We start from the raw sequence: 17,599 nt of genomic DNA on the forward strand, positions 1-17,599 counted from the left end.
GGAAGGTAGTGTAAATAAATTAAAGGTAATTAAGCGCATTATGTATGGCAGATGTAGTTTTGCTTTGTTAAGAAGCAAAATTCTAAATCTCGAATACCTAAAATTCAACTAACATTGGAAAGAACCACTTTCATATTAACATTTATAATTAGAGCTTATTTTGAAGCAGTGAAAGGAAATAAAGAAGAAGCTTTAAGGTATATAGAAGATTATGTTAATAAAGAAAAAAAGAGAAAAGTAATTTTTAGTTTGAAAAAATCGACTCTTGTTTATGACAAATTTAATTATGATATAGAAAATAATTATTTTCTTGGAATGACCTATCTAAAATTAAATGAGTCACAATTGGCAAAAGAATATTTTAGTAAAGCAAGTAAGAGTCAGTATGAAAATTATTTTTCAAAGAAGGCAGGAGAGTATTTAGAAGGACTTGAGAATGAGAATAAAAATACCACAATTTAATGTTGAGATTGTACTTAAGTATGTTAAATGATTAATCTCTGATAAGAGCTGGGATAATGAGAGTTTATGCAAAGTAAACTCTCATTTTTATTGGAATTAAAAAATAATGATTATAGATTAATAGAATTAAAGTCTATTTCTAGATTATCATAAATGCTTACTTTAATTTTATCATTAAGGGTATAGGATGTAGGAGCATCATATCCATTTTCAGTTGGCACATAAACCAATATGTTATTTTTCATTGGGTTTATAATCCAATATTCTTTAACATTAAATTTATAACCTTCATTATTAGTAGCAACTTCATTTTTATTAGATTATTTTATGAAAAGAATGTTTGTTTTGGAGTTTTAAGTGATAAAATAGTGTTTTAGAATCTAGAAGGAAAGTGTTTAATAATATGATAAAATTATGGGATATTAATATAGAATATAGTAAAATTAAATTTAATTAATAAGAAATTTGAGGTTTCAAAGGAGATGATGAAGGTGATTATAGGGTGCACAAAAAAATTACAAGATGAGATAGGATTAGTAACTCAAAAGAATAGAGTGGAAGAAAGTGAATTATTTTCTTGGAGTGCTAATTTGATTAAGCTTAAGCGAAGAAAAGCAGTCGTAGTAGTAAATGACAAAAATAGATTTGGGTTTGTTCTTTTTGGGCTTAAAAAAAAGGACTTTATAAAAATAGAAGAATTAATTTTACAAGGCATAAGAAAATCTCTTCAACAGTTAAAGATAAAAAAAGAAATAATATGGAGCACCAGAGGATGTTGGTGGAATAACAGAATATGAAGAATATCTTGAAATCATGGGAAATGCTACACATCTAGAACATGAAAGTATGAAACGCTGGGCGGATAGTCAAAGGTACAGAAAATTTGATATAGATATTGTAAATAGAAGGTTAAAACATATCGCTTGGGAGTAATGGTGGAAATTATGGATATAATAAACAAAATATTTAGAAATATGAAAAAGGAGTTGTTTTTAGAGCAATTGATACAATTAGATTTTGAGCTTCAAAAAGGATATGAATATTTAGAAAATCATGAAGAGGATAAAGCTATAAAGATATGGTGTGAAGCTTGGAATGAAATGATGGATTATATGCAGAAAAATAATTTGAAATCATTTGAAAGTTTTAATGAGATTTTTAATGGAAGAATATATATTATGAATTGGATTAATGATTTTGGTAGCAACTTATATTGTGTAATTGAAAATTCAAGAAATATTGAGATTATTAAATCTTATGGAAATATACGAATTCTATTAAATGAACAAATTCAAAATTTCATTGAAATAAAAGATGAAATTGGCATTGAAAATGCAAAAAGAGCTATAGCAGAAACTTATTTTATTATGGGAGATATTGAAAAAGGTGAGGCACTTTTTAAAAGTTATTTAGAAGAAACACCTGAATGGGGGTGGGGATGGATAGGATGGTCTGATCAGTATTGGATATGTAAAGGTGACGAGGCGGATTTTGTAAGTGGAGAAGTATTATTATTGAAAGCTCTTGAGGTACCCGGATTGAAAGATAAGAAAGATGTGGAAGATAGATTGCTTGAGTTGTATAGTGAATCTGAACAATATGAAAAATTACAAAGTTTAAAGAAGAAGATATTAGAGTAAGCTATAATAATGAAATACATAAATAGGTATTTAGAATGATAGTTAAATTTTTTGTATGGGTGGTAAAGTAGTTGAAAAAGAAGAAATATATATTAAGTGTTAGTGAAATTAAAAATATACTAAAAATGAAAGTAAAGAAGAGTTAATTAAATTAGTTATAGATAGTTATAAAGCTATTCCTCAACTAAAAGAATATATAACTATTAAATATGCAGGGCAAGATGAAATTGAGCAGATAGCAGAAGCTTATAAGAATAAAATTTTTAATGTGTTTTTTCCTAAAAACATTAATGCACCATTTAAAATAAGTAATGCAAAAAAGGCAATAAGCGAGTTTAAAAAGTTATGTTCAGATGAAAAACTTATATTAGACGTAATGCTTTATTTTGTGGAGATGGGCATTGAATTTACTTGTGCATATGGTGATATAAATGAAGGTTTTTATGAGAGCGTTGAAGGAATGTATGAAGCCGCAGTAAGTGATATTAACAAATGTAAAGATTCAGAAATTTTTAATATCTATAAAGATAGAATAAAAGCTGTTATTGATTGTACAAAAGGAATCGGATGGGGATTTCATGAGGAGCTTAAGGAGATATATTCTGGAATTAAGTGGCTTAATCTAGAGGACTTTGATATTTATCTAAGTGAAATCAAGGTTATTAAAGAGTATATATCAAATAGATTAAGAGAAAGAAAAGGTATTCCTGGTTTAAATAATGAAAATAATATTGATGAAGTAATAAGCGATGTTATAGATTCAGATGAAATATTTCTTTCAAAAATGGAGTCACAAGGTTATGATTTTAGCAATGATGAGGAGTATGATTTTATATTGGAAAGAACAGGCTACTCTTTTGAACCTGTACAATTTATTTTGTGGCAGAGATATTGTTATGAGATGAAAAATGATTATTGGACATATGATAGAGGTAAATGCAACAAATGTGGTAGTAGTGAGTTATATCTTAAAGAGGTGATTAATGAAGATTTTGCAGATAGAGTTATATGTAAAGTGTGTGGAACTGAATATATAAGAAATTAGAAATAGGGGAGCTAATAATAAAGCATGGGAAAAAAGAAAAAATTTAAAAAACATACAAATAATAAGATTGAAATATGGACAGAAGAACAAGCTGAAGAATATTTAAAAGGAATATATGGTATGGAGTTTATAGCTGGGTTTACAGAAGGTGGAGTTCCATATGGAATATTTGAAGAGGATTTAGAAATAGATATGGTATATGAATCGGAGAAGGTTGAGGATTCTTGTGATGAACTGCCATTTTAGAAATGTGGAAGAGTAATAATAAAAGAGAAGATACACTATGTATAAAGGATGATAAAAATAATGAATTATAATAATTTTATTAAAGTGGTAGATGAAAAACTAGCTACCATGTCTGATAATGAGAAAGACAAGTGGATTCACAACTTAGCACGTACAATTCAAGAAGATGAAAGAGCTAAATTTTTGAATTCTTTAAATAGTGAAAACAATTATGATGAGATTATTCATGATATTGAAGAAATACAAGATTGGAGCAAAAAAATACAAAATGGAGACATTTATTTTGAATGTAGTTATTGTGAAGTATATGGTGAAAACTATTGGATAGATGATTCCTATGAGTATTATGATACTTATGAAATAGGAAAAAAGCTAACTTTTGCTTTTCAAGTAGCTGAAAGTTTATTGTATCAAAAAAGGTATAAGGAATCTTTCGATTTATACAATTTGCTTATGAACATGAGGTTTAGAGCATATGATAGTGATGCAGAAGAGACACATGAATTAGAACTTCAAGAATTAGCTCTTGAAAGATTAGTTTCTTTGAATATTAAGCTAATAGTACTTAACTTAATATATGCAAAATATCATACTTCTGAAGGAAAAGAGAGGGCATCAGCTGTTTTTACATATTTAAAATTGAATATTTCAAATAATATAAGGTTGGAAGAGTTTTTTTCTGTAGGTCCAGAAGAACTAGTAGACATAGATGTATTTTTGGATGATTTGATTACATGTTTAAAGAGTGAAAATGGAGATTTTGCAGCAAATTTGTTATATGAAGCTTGTATTCTTTTGGGTGGAGTAGAAAAGTTAGATAATATTGCTAGAGAAATGGTTCAAAAGCATCCTATTTTATATTTAAAAGCATGTGAGTATTTAATCAGTGAAAGAAGATTAGATGAATGTGAAAAGCTAGGGCTAGAGGCAATGGAGCAACTCAATAAAGATCTGATTATTAGAGGTAAGGTGGCTGATTTAACTGCAAAGACTGCAAAAGAATTAGAGCATAAAGAAATTGTCTTAGAATGTTATAGAATAGCTTTTCAATCAGAATCAACTTTAAATCACTTTTTAAGACTTTATGAAATTAAAAACGGTAACGATATATTAAACATTGAACTTGTAAAGGTGAAAACACTTCCTAAAAATTCATTTTTGGGATTTGGAAGCATTAATAATGAAATGGCAATTAATATTATTTCAAAGGAGCATAATAATATTCTCCACTTCTTTAATGGAGAAATTGATTATATTTATGAAAAATGTAATAAGAAAGATAAAAATTACTTAGGCTGGAGTGAGAATTTAAAAGGTATCATTGTGCCTCTATTCATTTTATATTTAGACCAAAACAAAAGATTATCTAATGTTGGGCTAAAGTTAATAGAGGAGATTAAACATAGATTGAATTATTCAGATGAGGATGAACAAAGTTTTATTGATAGATTTTTAATATGGAGGAGTAAATTTGAAATAACAAGTCAGCAATATGAAAAGTACATTACCTGGTTACAAGAAGAGGTTGATAAAAGAACTGAGGCAGTTGTTGGCAACGGATTTAGAAAAAGTTATTATAAAGTTGCAGAACTAATATCTGCATTAGGAGAAACAATGGAATCACATGGTAATATAGGTGCAAAGAAAATCATTATAGAGAAGTATAAAAAAGTGCATTCTACAAAGAGAGCATTTAAGGCAGAGTTTGAAGTCTTAAAATAAGGTGCAATCAAAAAAATAACAAATATATCTGGTAGCTGTATTTAAATTATGGAATAGGAAATGACGATGAAGTAGAAAAATTCTACTTGATAGCTGAGGGGTATAAGAGATTTTTTAATTAAATTAAGGTATCTTAACTGCCGCTGTATATTTAACAGAAGGCAGTTAATTTTTGTATTCTCTAAAAATATTTCTTCAGTTCATCAATTGAATTTATGTCAAATATTTCGGTTCCTATAACTTCTAATACATCTTGAGGTAAAGCTCTTATGCTTTCTTTATATTCCTCTGGAACTATTTTAAATTTTTTAATTAATTGTTTTATTAGTATTTCAGCTGTTCCTTTTTCAATACCTTTCTCTAAACCTTCTTCATAAATCATTTTGCCTACTTCTGTTATGCTAACAACTTCCTTAAATTGTTTTTTTGAAACATCATCACCAAACTTGTCAAATAAAGCATAAAGCAACATTAAGCAATTATTTTTATCATCATTATCTTGAATATTCTTTGCTATTTCAATACTTTCTAAGGTAATTTCGCTTTTTGACTTTTTACTCCTCATTAATGGTATAAAACTTAGTGTCATAATATCTTGTTGAGTTAATTCTGTATTATTATTTACTTTATATTCTATGGTTTGCAATTTTTCGTCTCCATTAAAGTTTTTCATATAAAAAGATTTAATGTCGTATGTAATTGATCCACAATTTAGATGATTTACTGCATCAGTAATTTCAGAAGAATATACTACTATTGTATTTATATTCATTTTACTTTTGAAATATAGGGATGCATCATAATATAAAAACCTTGAGATATCATCTTTTTTCTTGGTGGTTTGGAACTCTAAATGTAAATATTAACCATTGGTTGTATAAAATAACTAATCCATAGCATTAGTTTTTATGTCAATGTTTTTAATTTCAGTTTCTGCTGGTGCGATTATTTTTAAATCTAAGTCAAAAAATTCTGATGCACTATCTTTGAAGATTTCCATTGCCTTTTTGAATACTGCATCTTCAATTTTATTATAATCCATATTAAAACTCCTTCCAAGTAGATGTTATTTTAAGTTTTTCCAATGAAAAGAATTTTATACAAACAAACATTCTCCAGAATATAACCATATATATTCTTTAAGTTCCTAATTGTGCTATCGCACTCTTTATAAAGGTGCATATATATGGTGAAGAAGATGCGCCCAAAATGCGGGATTGATCAAAATGGATAATTAAAATATACTCATATAAAAAAAGTGCGTAGCGCAATTAAGAACTTATGCCCATATAAAAAAAGTGCATAGCACAATTAAGAACTTATTCCCATATAAAAAAAGTGCATAGCACAATTAAGAATTTAATCAATAGTGCATATTAACAAAAAAATATTTTATAGGTATAATAAAAATAAAAAGTTGATATAGTATTTAAAGGGAATACTGAAAGCTAATGAAGAGATATAATAAATTAGTAAGAGATAAAATTCCCAAAATAATAAAAGCAGACGGAAGAGAATGTGAGACTTTAATTGTAGCTGGTGAAGAAAAGTACAAGCTTTTAGAAGAAAAATTACAGGAAGAAGTTAATGAATTTTTAGAGGATAAAAATTTAGAGGAATTAGCTGATGTAATGGAGGTTTTATTTGGGCTTGCGGATAGCTTAGGTTATAGTGAAGAGGAGCTTTTGAAGACTAGAGATAAGAAGAGAGAGGAACGTGGGGGATTTAAGGATGGGATTGTGCTTAAAAGTGTATTATAAATAGTTCATAAAAAGGAATAGCAGAGGAGAAGATATTGTGATAGAACCATGGAAAATAAAAGAAGCATTTGCAAAGGTGGAAAGGGAAAATTATAAATTTAGGATATATTTAAAAAATCATGCAGATGTAGATGAGCTAGATGAACAATTTTTGGAATTACATAATGAATTATTTAAAGAATATGATTGTAGTAAATGTAGAAATTGTTGCAAAGAGTATACAGTAACCTTTGAAGAAAATGAAATAGAACAAGTTTATAAGTTACTTGGCATTACAAAAGAAGAATTTATGGATAAGTATATAGAGGAGACTGTTGAGGGATATGATTTGAAAGCAAAGCCATGCTGTTTTTTAGCTAAAAATGGTGTTTGTGAGATTGAAAAATGTAAACCAGATGGCTGTAAAGACTACCCATTTACAAATAAGCCAGAAAGATTATTTAGTTTACTTAGTATAGTTGAGTGTTCAAGTGTATGTCCTATAGTTTTTGAAATGCTGGAAAGATTGAAGAAAATTTATGGGTTTAAGAGGAGATATTAATAAATAATATAATTCTAATTTATAATATGCACATTATTTGTAGTAATTACAAGCAGTGTGCTTATTTGTATTAATAAAAATATGCAAGCAGCATAATTTCAATGGAAGTAATATGACTGATGTGGTAAAATATTCATATATAGTGTTAGAAATTGAAAAATGAGGGGAATTTTATGAGTGGCCTTAAGAAACTTGAAGATGAAAAATTGGATATAAGGGAAAAAGAAGTTGTTTTTGCTAATGAAAATGCAAAGGTATGTGAGTTTAAAAATGCAAGTACAGGAAATGAAAATCAGTTATACCTTAAACTAAGGGAAAGCATTAAAAAGGCAAAGGCTATTGATATAATAGTTTCTTTTCTTATGGATTCTGGAGTAAAAATGATTTTAGAGGATTTAAAAGAAGCCATAGATAGAAATGTAAGTATAAGAATTTTAACAGGAAGTTATTTAAATATCACATCTCCAACAGCTCTTTATATGCTTAAGGGTGAACTTAAGGATAAAGTAGATTTAAGATTTTACAATGTACATAATAAGTCTTTTCATCCCAAGTCTTACATATTTCATACTGAAAAGGATAGTGAAATTTATATAGGCTCATCAAATCTTTCAAGGGGAGCTTTAACGGATTCTATTGAATGGAATTACAGATTTCTGCGTTCACAAAATCCTGAAGATTTTAATGATTTTTATGGTGAATTTGAGAATTTGTTTAATAATTATTCTGAAATTATAAATGATGAGGTTATGAAGGATTACTCAAAAAACTGGAAAAGACCGGAGGTTTATAAGGATCTTGAAAAGGCTAAAGAAAATGAAACTAATGAGGATGAATTTGCACTTGAACCAAAAGAAATTGAAGGTAATAAGGTTGTAGAACTTTTTGAGCCAAAGGGAGCACAGATAGAAGCTTTATATGAATTGGAGAATTCAAGGGAAGAAGGCTTTGATAAAGGGTTAGTAGTAGCTGCGACTGGCGTAGGAAAGACATACCTTGCGGCTTTTGATTCAATGAAGGCTGAAAGAGTTTTGTTTGTTGCTCATAGAGAAGAAATAATTAAACAGGCAGCTAGAAGCTTTAAAAATGTTAGGAAATCTGAGGATGTTGGATTCTTTTATAACAGTACTAAGGATAATGATAAAGCAATGATTTTTGCATTGGTGCAAACCTTGGGGAAAGAGGAATATTTAAAGGAAGAATATTTTAAAAGAGATTATTTTGATTACATAGTAATAGATGAATTCCATCATGCAGTATCAAACAATTATAGAAAAATCATAGATTATTTTACACCTAGATTTTTACTTGGCTTAACAGCAACACCTGAAAGACTTGATTCAAAGGATGTATTTTCTCTTTGTGATTATAATATAGTTTATGAAATAAGGCTTAGTGATGCAATTAATAAAGGGTATCTTTTACCTTTTAGATATTATGGAATTTATGATCAAATGGTAGATTACGAAAATATAGAATTTAAAAACGGAAAATACAATGATAGAGAATTAGAAGAAGCTTTAATGCTGGATAAAAGAGGAGAATTAATTTTAAAGCATTATGAAAAATATAATTCTGGTAGAGCTTTAGGGTTTTGTAGTTCTAAAAAACATGCAGAATATATGGCAAAATATTTTTGTGAAAATGGAGTAACCGCAGTTGCAGTATATAGTGGAGAAAATGGAGAATACGCAGAAAATAGAACAGAAGCAGTAAATAAATTAACCAAGGGAGAAATAAAGGTTATATTTTCTGTAGATATGTTTAATGAAGGTTTAGATATACCTGCAATTGATATGGTAATGTTCCTAAGACCAACTCAGTCTCCAACAGTATTTTTGCAGCAGTTAGGAAGAGGACTTAGAAAGCATAAGGATAAAAAATATTTAAATGTCCTAGATTTCATAGGAAATTATAAAAAAGCAGACCTTTTACCATTCTTATTAAGTGGAAAAGCTTACTCTAGAATTGAAGCAAAAAAAGGAATTCTGAATGAAGATGAATATCCAGAAGATTGCAGAGTGGATTTTGATTTTAGAATTATAGATGTATTTAAGAGATTGGCTGCTAAAGAAATGAATATCAAAGAGAGGATTTTAGAAGAATTTTTAAGAGTAAAAGAGTTAGTAGGACATAGACCAAGTAGAGTTGAATTTTTCAATAATATAGATGATGAAATATATTCAGCAATAAAAAGAAACAAAAGTGAACTAAATCCTTTTAATGATTATTTAACCTTCTTAAAAGAAAATGGAGAATTATTTGAAAGTGAAGAAGCTTTATATAATAGCATAGGACATGACTTTATTAAAATGATTGAAACAACAAAGATGAGTAAGAGTTATAAGATTCCTGTTTTCCTCGCATTTTATAATGGGGGGAAGGTTAAGATGGAAATTGATGAAGAGGATGTTTATAGGAGCTTTTATGAGTTTTATAGGAAGGGTAGTAATAAGGTGGATATGCTTAGGGATAAGGGGACGGAGGATTTTGAAAAGTGGGATAAGGGTAAGTATGTGAGGTTGGCTAGGGAGAATCCGATTAAATTTTTGCTTAAAACTGAGTTTTGTTATTTTAGAACAAAGGTAGAATTTTTAATTGGATTAAATGAACAGTTGATTAATATTATACAGAATCAAATATTTGTCGAACATATGAGAGATTCTATTGTGTTTAGAGAAAATAGATATTATCTAGATAGAAGTGAATTTTAATATATGTTTCTTGATTTTATTATGAAATGCCCTAAAATGGCTAAAACGTTATGATTAGTCTTAGAGCAGAATTAAAATAAACGGAAAAGTTATATTAGTTTTTTATAAATAAGTAAATTTCATATATCCTAAATAGAAAATTTCACAGATTTGAATCACGTCAAATGTTTAATGATGCAATTCAAAATAATTCACATGTAAATAATTTGGTTTCAAAGTTTAGTAAAATATACACTTTTTTTATGAGAAATGATATTCAATTTTAAAATTAATTTATATTAGATAATTTGCTTAATTATTTTGACTATCGGATTTTTTGAAAATTTAAAAGTTATCTATATTTTAATAAATTTTCAGCTTATAAAAAATCAGTAATTAAAGAAATCGTAATGAGGTGTTGTATGTCAATTAAGAAGATTAAAATAAAGAATTTTAAATCGATTAAATTTATAGAAATTGAACTTAATACGTTAAATTGTATAATTGGGAAAAACGGATCAGGAAAATCAAATATACTAAAGGCATTAAAATATTTCTATGATAATTTAACAAGAGATAATTCTAGTAAAAATATTTTTGATAAGGAAAATCAATATGCAGAGTATACTGAAATCACAGTAGATTATGATTTTTCCTCAATACTTAAAATTATAAGAGATAGAGAGATGATAGATGAAAAGCTAAACCCTTATTTTGAAAAAATTCTGTCTTTGTTTAATTATAAAAATTCCCATGAATATGTAGAAACGAAAGAACATATAATTACTGCAACATTAACACAATATAAAAAAAACAATAATAGAGTATGGAATTTAACAGATGAAACAAGAAGCTTATTAAAATCAATATTCCCAATATATCATATAGATTCAAGACATATTAATCTAACAGATTGGAATAACTTATGGGATATTATTGGGGATATATGCAAAGTTAAAGTTGAGGAACAAGAAGAATTTGAAAGTTCAATGGAAGAAAATTTACAAAATAAAGTGGTAGAAGCGTTGTCATATATCCAAGATGAATTTAATAATAATGATATTAATCTACAAACATTTACTAATAGGCAGAAGTTAGTACATATGTTTCAATTTCAGCTTAAAGGAAGAGAATTTAGACATCATGAAAATGATTTGGATTATTTTTCGGATGGGACAAATTCATATAATTATTTAAGGTTACTAATAAACTTAATTAAGACAATAACTCCATTAAAATTTAAGAATTCATTATTAATTGTTGACGAACCAGAAATAGGTTTACATCCTAAATTTATTGATAGTTTAATTGAAAGTTTCACATCAATTACAGAACCAACTAGAATAATTTTTACAACACATTCTAGTAGGATGGTAAAGGATATGATTAGTAGTGGAGCAAATTCTGTTATGTATCATACAATATTGAAAAATAGACATACAATAATTACTAAATTAAATGAGTCAAAAGATAACAGACAAGCTAATATAATAACAGAGACGGAAGCATGTTGCTATTTTGCAAAATGTATATTATTTTATGAGGGATATACTGAAAATGAGCTTTTTAACAATAAAAATTTGAAGTCAATATTTCCTTTATTAAAAGAAATAGAATTGTATAGTTTTAATGGTAATAATGTTGGAGTGAAAACTATTCATCCAAGTAACAAGAATCTCGAAATTCCTTTTTTAGTATTATTAGATATGGATAAAATAATTGCATTTGATAAAAAAGAAAATATATTTAGTATAAAAAGAGATAAATTTTTAAATCCATTATCTGTAAAAGAGATTGAGAAGAAGGAAAAACTACTTTATGGAAAGAAACGTATACAAACATTGAATGTTAGACAGCAAATCATTGGATATTGCAATGATGTTCGATTTAGATTCAATGACTATGGTTTACCATATGATAATTATTTTTATGAATTAAGAGGGTTAATAAAAAACTATTGCAAACAATATGACATTTATCCAGTAAGTACCACTATTGAAGGGGTATTAATAAATGAAGGTAACATAGATATTGTATTTGAGTGGATGTGTAGGAGAATAGATAATAAGATAGTTAATATAAATCAGAAAGCTGATTATATAAAGAAATTAGAATGCTTTTTCAATTTGGAAGAAAGTTTAAAATATAAGGTAGCGGCATTAAGATTATTACATAAGGGCAAGAGTGATAACTTATTAAAATATGCAAATAGTAATAAAGAGAAGATTACTGGAGAAAGTCAAGCAAAAAGTAAATTAGATGCGAATAGTAAATTCAAAAAAGCTTATAATGATATGAATTGGTATCAAGTTAAAAAGACTAGTGGATGGGTAAGTGAATTTATGAATTATTTCTTTAATAACTATATAAATAATAAAAAAATGACAAAGGAGGAAGAAATTGAAACATTTAAGGAGCATTTTAAAGAATTATATGATATAATAAAAACTATAGAAAATAAATCTAAATATTAGAGATAGAGTGAGTAGTAAACTAGACGTTTAGAGCATCTTAAATTGTCTGGCCTTGTTGAAATAACTTATATGTTAAACTAATACTATAGTACATATTAAATTGTTAGAATCCAAGGAAAATTTGTCACAATTACAGGACATAACTTTATTATTATTATTATTATCTATTGTATATTCTTATTCGATTCTAGAATATGCGAGGCAGTAAGATTGTACTTATTCTATCTGTAGTATTTATATGAAATGGATTATAATTATGGCAATTAGAACGATATACGATGAAGAATTTTTTTATAAAAATATTTTAAGAGAAGAAAAAGAAAATGTAATTGAAATTATAAATAAAAAGAAAGAATATTATTACAATAAAACTATTAATAAAAAGAATGGAGTCAGAAATTTAAAGTGTATAATAGAAGATAGTCCACTTTACTTTTTGCAAAAGAACTTGGTAAATTATTTCTTAAACAATATTCCTTTACCGTTATATGTATATGGATTTAGAAAAGGGGTTTCTTACAAGAAGTACTTAGAAGTACATTTAAGGGAAGAGGTTGATAATAATTATTTAGAATCAAATTCAAGAAAAGATGTTAGCAAAGATTGCTTACAGCCACATTTAAGAAACTATATTGGTAAAAAAACATGTTATATTAGAATTGATATAAAAAGTTTTTTTGATTCTATTAATTTAGATCTAATAAAAAAAATTTTTAGTAATTACTTTACACCTAAGGATTCTTTTTTAAAAGACGAACTTCTTGAGATTTTTTCACAGATTGTTACATTAGATAATCTATTACCGCAAGGAGCAGTAACTTCTCCTACAATATCCAACATAATTTTTATTAGAGAAGATATTAGAATTTACAATTATTGTAATAAATTAAATATTAAATATTCTAGATATGCAGATGATATGCTATTTTCATCAAAGCATAATAAGGTGTTTAAAACTTACTTTATAAATATGATTACAAAGATACTTGATGAAAATGGTTTTAAGATTAATTATTCAAAAACTAAAAAAGGGCTTGATGAGATTTCATTAAATGGATTTGTAATATCAAATTGTATTTCATTATCTAGGGGAAGAAAACATGATATTTCTAAAATATTATATATTTTTGATACACTTAAGCCATTTAGTACAAGTACATACCTAAATATGCTCAACGATAAGGATAATAATTTTAAATATATTAAATATAAAGCAGATTGCTACTTTTCAAGCAGAGGAAAACTTATTAATTATTTATGCGGATATAGATCATTTTTGATTAATTGGTTGCCAAGAGAAAATGAAGAGCTAACATATAATAAAGTGAAAAGATTAATTGATAGGATTCAGGAAGTTATTCTTAAAATTCAAGAATAGAAAAGGGGGAGAATGTAATGATTTAGCATAAATAGGAGCTTATATATTTATAGGCTCTTATTTGCGTATAAAAATATCAATAGTTATTAATTTGGTTATAAAAAATATATAATGAGTGGGATGTGGACAAATGTCGAAGAAAAATATATTTCTATTGCTATTATTCACTATTATTTGTTTTAGCCTTTTTACAAGGAGTGTTGTTCTAGCAAACACCGAAAATACTATTAGTACAGAACAAGGAAACTTAAATTTGCAAGAGATAAAAACAAGATTAGAAATTGAAAAATTAAGTACTGATATAAAAAATTCTAATAATTCTATAGTATTTCAATATATTACACTTGCTTGTACTGCAGTTACTGTGATAATTTCGTTGAGAACTATGAGTAATCAAATTAATACATTTAGAATGCAAACAGAGCAAAATAAAAAACAGCAAATGACTAGTTTTTTATCTCAACTTGCAAGCAGTGATGAACCAACAAAAGTTGGTGCAATACAAGCTTTAGGAAAATATGAAGAAGCATTGCCTTACTTAGTTAATTTATTAAAATTTAAAACATCCTATTTTGTAGCTGACACTGTAATGGTTACGCTTATAAATAATGCTGAGAAAAGTCTTAAGCTTCTGATAGATGAGAGTAAGTCAGCAAAACTTGAAAAAATAAAATTAGCAGGTGAACTTACAGCTTTAGATGAAAAGGAAGATGAAATAATTAAGTTACTAGATATTGATATTGAGGTGTTTAAAGAGTGGAAAGAAAGTGAACTATTTAAAGATTCTAAAGATAGAATTACTTATAATATTGAATTGCAATGTAAGAACGGAGAGTCATCAAGAGCAGAAATCATCTCAATTGAGAAGAAAAAAATAATTACAAATGTAGAATTAGTAGATAATTTATTAAAAGAATTAGTAAAAATAACATCAGGAATAATAAAAAAGTTATCTCAGTTAGAAAAGAAATTCAGTATAGAGGGAGCTTATTTACCTAAAATTAGTTTATATGAGTTGAATTTATCAGAGTGGAATTTATATAAGGCTGATTTATCAAATGCAAATTTAAAAAAATGTATATTTATTAATACAAAGTTTGAAAATGCAATATTAAAAAATACATCATTTAGGGAAGGAATTTTTGAAAACAACAAATTTTGTGGAAATATTTATGATAATTGTGATTTTAGCAAGTGCAAACTTGAAAATGTTGAATTTAGTAATATAGAGACTTTAGGAGTATTGTTCAAAGGAGCTGTATTAAGAAAATGCAGATTTATCAACTGTGTGTATAAATTATCAAGAATGGAGGGAATAAATCTTACAGAAGCTAAAATCAAAGATACGAAATTTTATGAGGCTAATTTTATGAATGCAGAGATTGACAATAGAAACATTTTTGAGAGAGTAGATTTTAATGGTTCGAGATTTGATGGAAGTAAGAATATTAGATCTAAATTTAGTGAATGCAAGATGTTTGGTGTTAATTTTAATAATGCATCTTATAAAAGTTGTAGATTGAATAGTGTAGAATTTAAGGATATAAAAGAATGTAATAATTTAATATGTGAAAATAATAAATATCATCTAATAAAATTTCAAGATGGATGCGAATATCTGAAACAATATATTGAGGAGTGTAATGATATTTCTAATATAACATTTGGTGATTAGTTTTAACTATTTTTGAGTTATAGATACAGATTACGTATCATGATATATCTATATTCAAGCATAAAAAAGTTTCTAAAATATAATTCATAAAACTTAATCAATACTTCAATAGAAAAAGTACTAAATAATGAAGAATTTTAAGAATTAAAGTATATAACTATTTCATTAACCCATATTGATTTTTAGGAAAATAGATAAAGATCCTGTTTTAGTAGTAGAAGTTTATGGATAGGCTTTCCATGCAAATAATCCTAAGCAGCTACAGAGAGACAGAATGGAGGATGGAATTTTGAAGAAATATAATATACAAATATTGACGTTGTCTACTAATGGAAGTTGGAAGAAGCGAAGCTTAAGGATAAATTAATTCATGTGCTTGATTTTAATTTATGACAAAAATTGTAAATAGATAATTACAAAACATGGGAAATGAATAATGATTATGTTATAATTTTCTATAATAATATAAAAATTAGGAAGAATAAAATGACATAAATGATTAAATAAAATTATTGAAAGTAGGGTTAATTATAATATGGGATTTATTTCGAATTTATTGAATATAGAAAATTCACAATTTAAAACTATCTCAAAACCAACAGCAATTAAGGAATTTGGAACAGAAAATGATAATTTACAAGTCTTAGATGAATTATTATCAAAGTTAAAGAATGATGAGAAAAAGGAATTAGTTAATAAAGAAATAAAAGCAATGAAAAGAGGACTGCAAGGCGAAAAAACAGTTGACTTTGAGTTTAGAAATTGTGTTTCACCATTCATATATTTGCATGATGTAAGAATAGAATATGATGAGCGAACTTCTCAAATTGATTATTTGGTTATAACAAAGAAATATATTTGTGTTATTGAAACAAAGCAGCTTTTAGGAGATGTAAATATTAATAGTGAAGGAGAATTTGTAAGGGTTTATAAAAATAAAAATGGATATGAAAATAAAGAAGGAATGCTTAGTCCAATTGAACAGAATAGGAAACATGTAAATTTAATAAAGAGAATTCTTAAAGAAGTTTTTGAATGTGAAAATGTACCAGTGAAATCTCTTGTTATAATGGCTAATCCAAAAGCAATAATAAGAAAAAAATATGCATCGGAAGAAATACAAAATCAAATAATAAGAGCCGAAAACTTAGGAAATTATATTGAAAATTTGGATAACGAATTCAAAAAAGTAGTTTTTAAAGAAGAAACAGCATTTAAAATAGCAGAATACTTTAAAGAAAAGCATACACCTATAAACATAGATTATAGAGCAAAGTTTGGAATAACAGAACAAGATTTTTGTGAGGAAAGCAGCATTGTAGAAAAAGATATTAGTGAAGAACAGAAAATAGATTCTAATGATTTAAACGCTACAGAAAAACTGAGTGAAGATGGAATAAATCTAGCAATTGAGCTAAGTGAAAGTGATATAGACCTTGCAGAAAAATTAAAACTTTATAGAAATGAAAAAGCTAAAGAAGAAGGTTATAGTGGGTTAAAATATCATTATGTTTTTCCTAGTAGCACAATTAATAATCTCGTAGAAAAGAAACCTCAAACAGTTGAACAATTACATGATATAAAAGGACTAGGTGAAGTAAAGATTAATAAGTATGGTAATGATATTTTAAAGATTATCCAAGAGTATGTTGCAAATGGAAAGGATACGAATGAGAAAAATCATGATGAACTTAATATTCACGGTGAGAAAGAAATAAAAGATCAATTAAAGAAATTCAGAACAGAAACAGCTAAAAAAGAGAAAATAAAACCATTTATGGTTTTTAAAGATGAGCAAATTGAGGAATTAATTAAGGTAAAGCCTAAAACGAAAGGTCAGCTTTTAGAAGTAAAGGGTTTTGGTGAAATTAAAGTTGAGAAATATGGAGAAGGAATTCTTAATGTGTTTAATATAATAGATAAAATTGAATCTTTTTCAGGAAATAATGAAATTGTAAAATAG

General features: G+C 26.7%; 16 protein-coding genes and 1 pseudogene. 14 read left to right on the forward strand and 3 right to left on the reverse strand.

Annotation, left to right across the window (positions count from 1 at the left end):
• Positions 1-114: 114 nt before the first annotated feature.
• Entirely contained in the window at positions 115-462 is a 348-nt protein-coding gene (locus tag CLPUN_RS09650) for a hypothetical protein (protein WP_077847081.1), read from the forward strand.
• 110 nt (positions 463-572) lie between these two features.
• Here CLPUN_RS09650 and CLPUN_RS29165 read toward each other — a convergent pair whose 3' ends face one another.
• Positions 573-707, reverse strand: coding sequence for a hypothetical protein (locus tag CLPUN_RS29165; RefSeq protein ID WP_278281616.1), 135 nt, complete (start codon positions 705-707; stop codon positions 573-575).
• Between the two features lie 246 nt (positions 708-953).
• Here CLPUN_RS29165 and CLPUN_RS09655 point away from each other — a divergent pair, with 246 nt between their 5' ends.
• From CLPUN_RS09655 to CLPUN_RS09680, 6 genes and pseudogenes are all read left to right on the forward strand, one after another.
• Entirely contained in the window at positions 954-1,259 is a 306-nt protein-coding gene (locus CLPUN_RS09655) for a DUF6933 domain-containing protein (protein WP_242954087.1), read from the forward strand.
• Between the two features lie 16 nt (positions 1,260-1,275).
• Positions 1,276-1,395, forward strand: a complete 120-nt coding sequence (locus CLPUN_RS09660) for a hypothetical protein (RefSeq protein ID WP_242954088.1) — start codon at positions 1,276-1,278, stop codon at positions 1,393-1,395.
• An 11-nt stretch (positions 1,396-1,406) separates the two neighbouring features.
• The gene (locus CLPUN_RS09665) at positions 1,407-2,102 is read left to right on the forward strand and encodes a hypothetical protein (RefSeq protein ID WP_143329021.1); all 696 of its coding nucleotides are present in this window, start codon (positions 1,407-1,409) and stop codon (positions 2,100-2,102) included.
• A gap of 124 nt (positions 2,103-2,226) precedes the next feature.
• Positions 2,227-3,147, forward strand: a pseudogene (locus CLPUN_RS09670) (DUF6155 family protein); the annotation flags it as partial.
• 24 nt (positions 3,148-3,171) lie between these two features.
• Positions 3,172-3,393 carry a hypothetical protein gene (locus tag CLPUN_RS09675; protein WP_077847085.1) on the forward strand — a complete coding sequence of 74 codons (222 nt, stop codon included), beginning with the start codon at positions 3,172-3,174 and terminating at the stop codon, positions 3,391-3,393.
• 60 nt (positions 3,394-3,453) lie between these two features.
• The gene (locus CLPUN_RS09680) at positions 3,454-5,115 is read left to right on the forward strand and encodes a hypothetical protein (RefSeq protein ID WP_077847086.1); all 1,662 of its coding nucleotides are present in this window, start codon (positions 3,454-3,456) and stop codon (positions 5,113-5,115) included.
• A gap of 181 nt (positions 5,116-5,296) precedes the next feature.
• Here CLPUN_RS09680 and CLPUN_RS09685 read toward each other — a convergent pair whose 3' ends face one another.
• Together CLPUN_RS09685 and CLPUN_RS28620 are read right to left on the reverse strand one after the other, a co-directional pair.
• Positions 5,297-5,887: a DUF4351 domain-containing protein gene (locus CLPUN_RS09685; RefSeq protein WP_242954089.1), complete on the reverse strand. Its 591-nt coding sequence runs from the start codon at positions 5,885-5,887 to the stop codon at positions 5,297-5,299.
• Positions 5,888-6,001: 114 nt separating this feature from the next.
• Entirely contained in the window at positions 6,002-6,157 is a 156-nt protein-coding gene (locus CLPUN_RS28620; RefSeq protein WP_242954090.1) for a hypothetical protein, read from the reverse strand.
• A 409-nt stretch (positions 6,158-6,566) separates the two neighbouring features.
• On the opposite strand from CLPUN_RS28620, the gene CLPUN_RS09690 reads away from it, so the two are divergent.
• The 7 genes from CLPUN_RS09690 to CLPUN_RS09720 all read left to right on the forward strand — a co-directional run bounded on the left by CLPUN_RS09690 (position 6,567) and on the right by CLPUN_RS09720 (position 17,599).
• Positions 6,567-6,875: a nucleoside triphosphate pyrophosphohydrolase gene (locus tag CLPUN_RS09690; RefSeq protein WP_077847087.1), complete on the forward strand. Its 309-nt coding sequence runs from the start codon at positions 6,567-6,569 to the stop codon at positions 6,873-6,875.
• Between the two features lie 37 nt (positions 6,876-6,912).
• Positions 6,913-7,416: a YkgJ family cysteine cluster protein gene (locus tag CLPUN_RS09695; RefSeq protein ID WP_077847088.1), complete on the forward strand. Its 504-nt coding sequence runs from the start codon at positions 6,913-6,915 to the stop codon at positions 7,414-7,416.
• A gap of 173 nt (positions 7,417-7,589) precedes the next feature.
• Positions 7,590-10,130, forward strand: a complete 2,541-nt coding sequence (locus tag CLPUN_RS09700) for a DEAD/DEAH box helicase family protein (protein ID WP_077847089.1) — start codon at positions 7,590-7,592, stop codon at positions 10,128-10,130.
• A 401-nt stretch (positions 10,131-10,531) separates the two neighbouring features.
• The gene (locus CLPUN_RS09705; protein WP_158078740.1) at positions 10,532-12,583 is read left to right on the forward strand and encodes a retron Eco8 family effector endonuclease; all 2,052 of its coding nucleotides are present in this window, start codon (positions 10,532-10,534) and stop codon (positions 12,581-12,583) included.
• Positions 12,584-12,821: 238 nt separating this feature from the next.
• Entirely contained in the window at positions 12,822-13,961 is a 1,140-nt protein-coding gene (locus CLPUN_RS09710) for a reverse transcriptase family protein (protein WP_077847091.1), read from the forward strand.
• A 130-nt stretch (positions 13,962-14,091) separates the two neighbouring features.
• On the forward strand, positions 14,092-15,636 hold the full coding sequence (locus CLPUN_RS09715) for a pentapeptide repeat-containing protein (RefSeq protein WP_077847092.1): 1,545 nt from the start codon (positions 14,092-14,094) through the stop codon (positions 15,634-15,636).
• Positions 15,637-16,171: 535 nt separating this feature from the next.
• Positions 16,172-17,599: an HRDC domain-containing protein gene (locus tag CLPUN_RS09720; RefSeq protein WP_077847093.1), complete on the forward strand. Its 1,428-nt coding sequence runs from the start codon at positions 16,172-16,174 to the stop codon at positions 17,597-17,599.

Source organism: Clostridium puniceum, from assembly GCF_002006345.1.
Classification (GTDB): domain Bacteria; phylum Bacillota; class Clostridia; order Clostridiales; family Clostridiaceae; genus Clostridium; species Clostridium puniceum.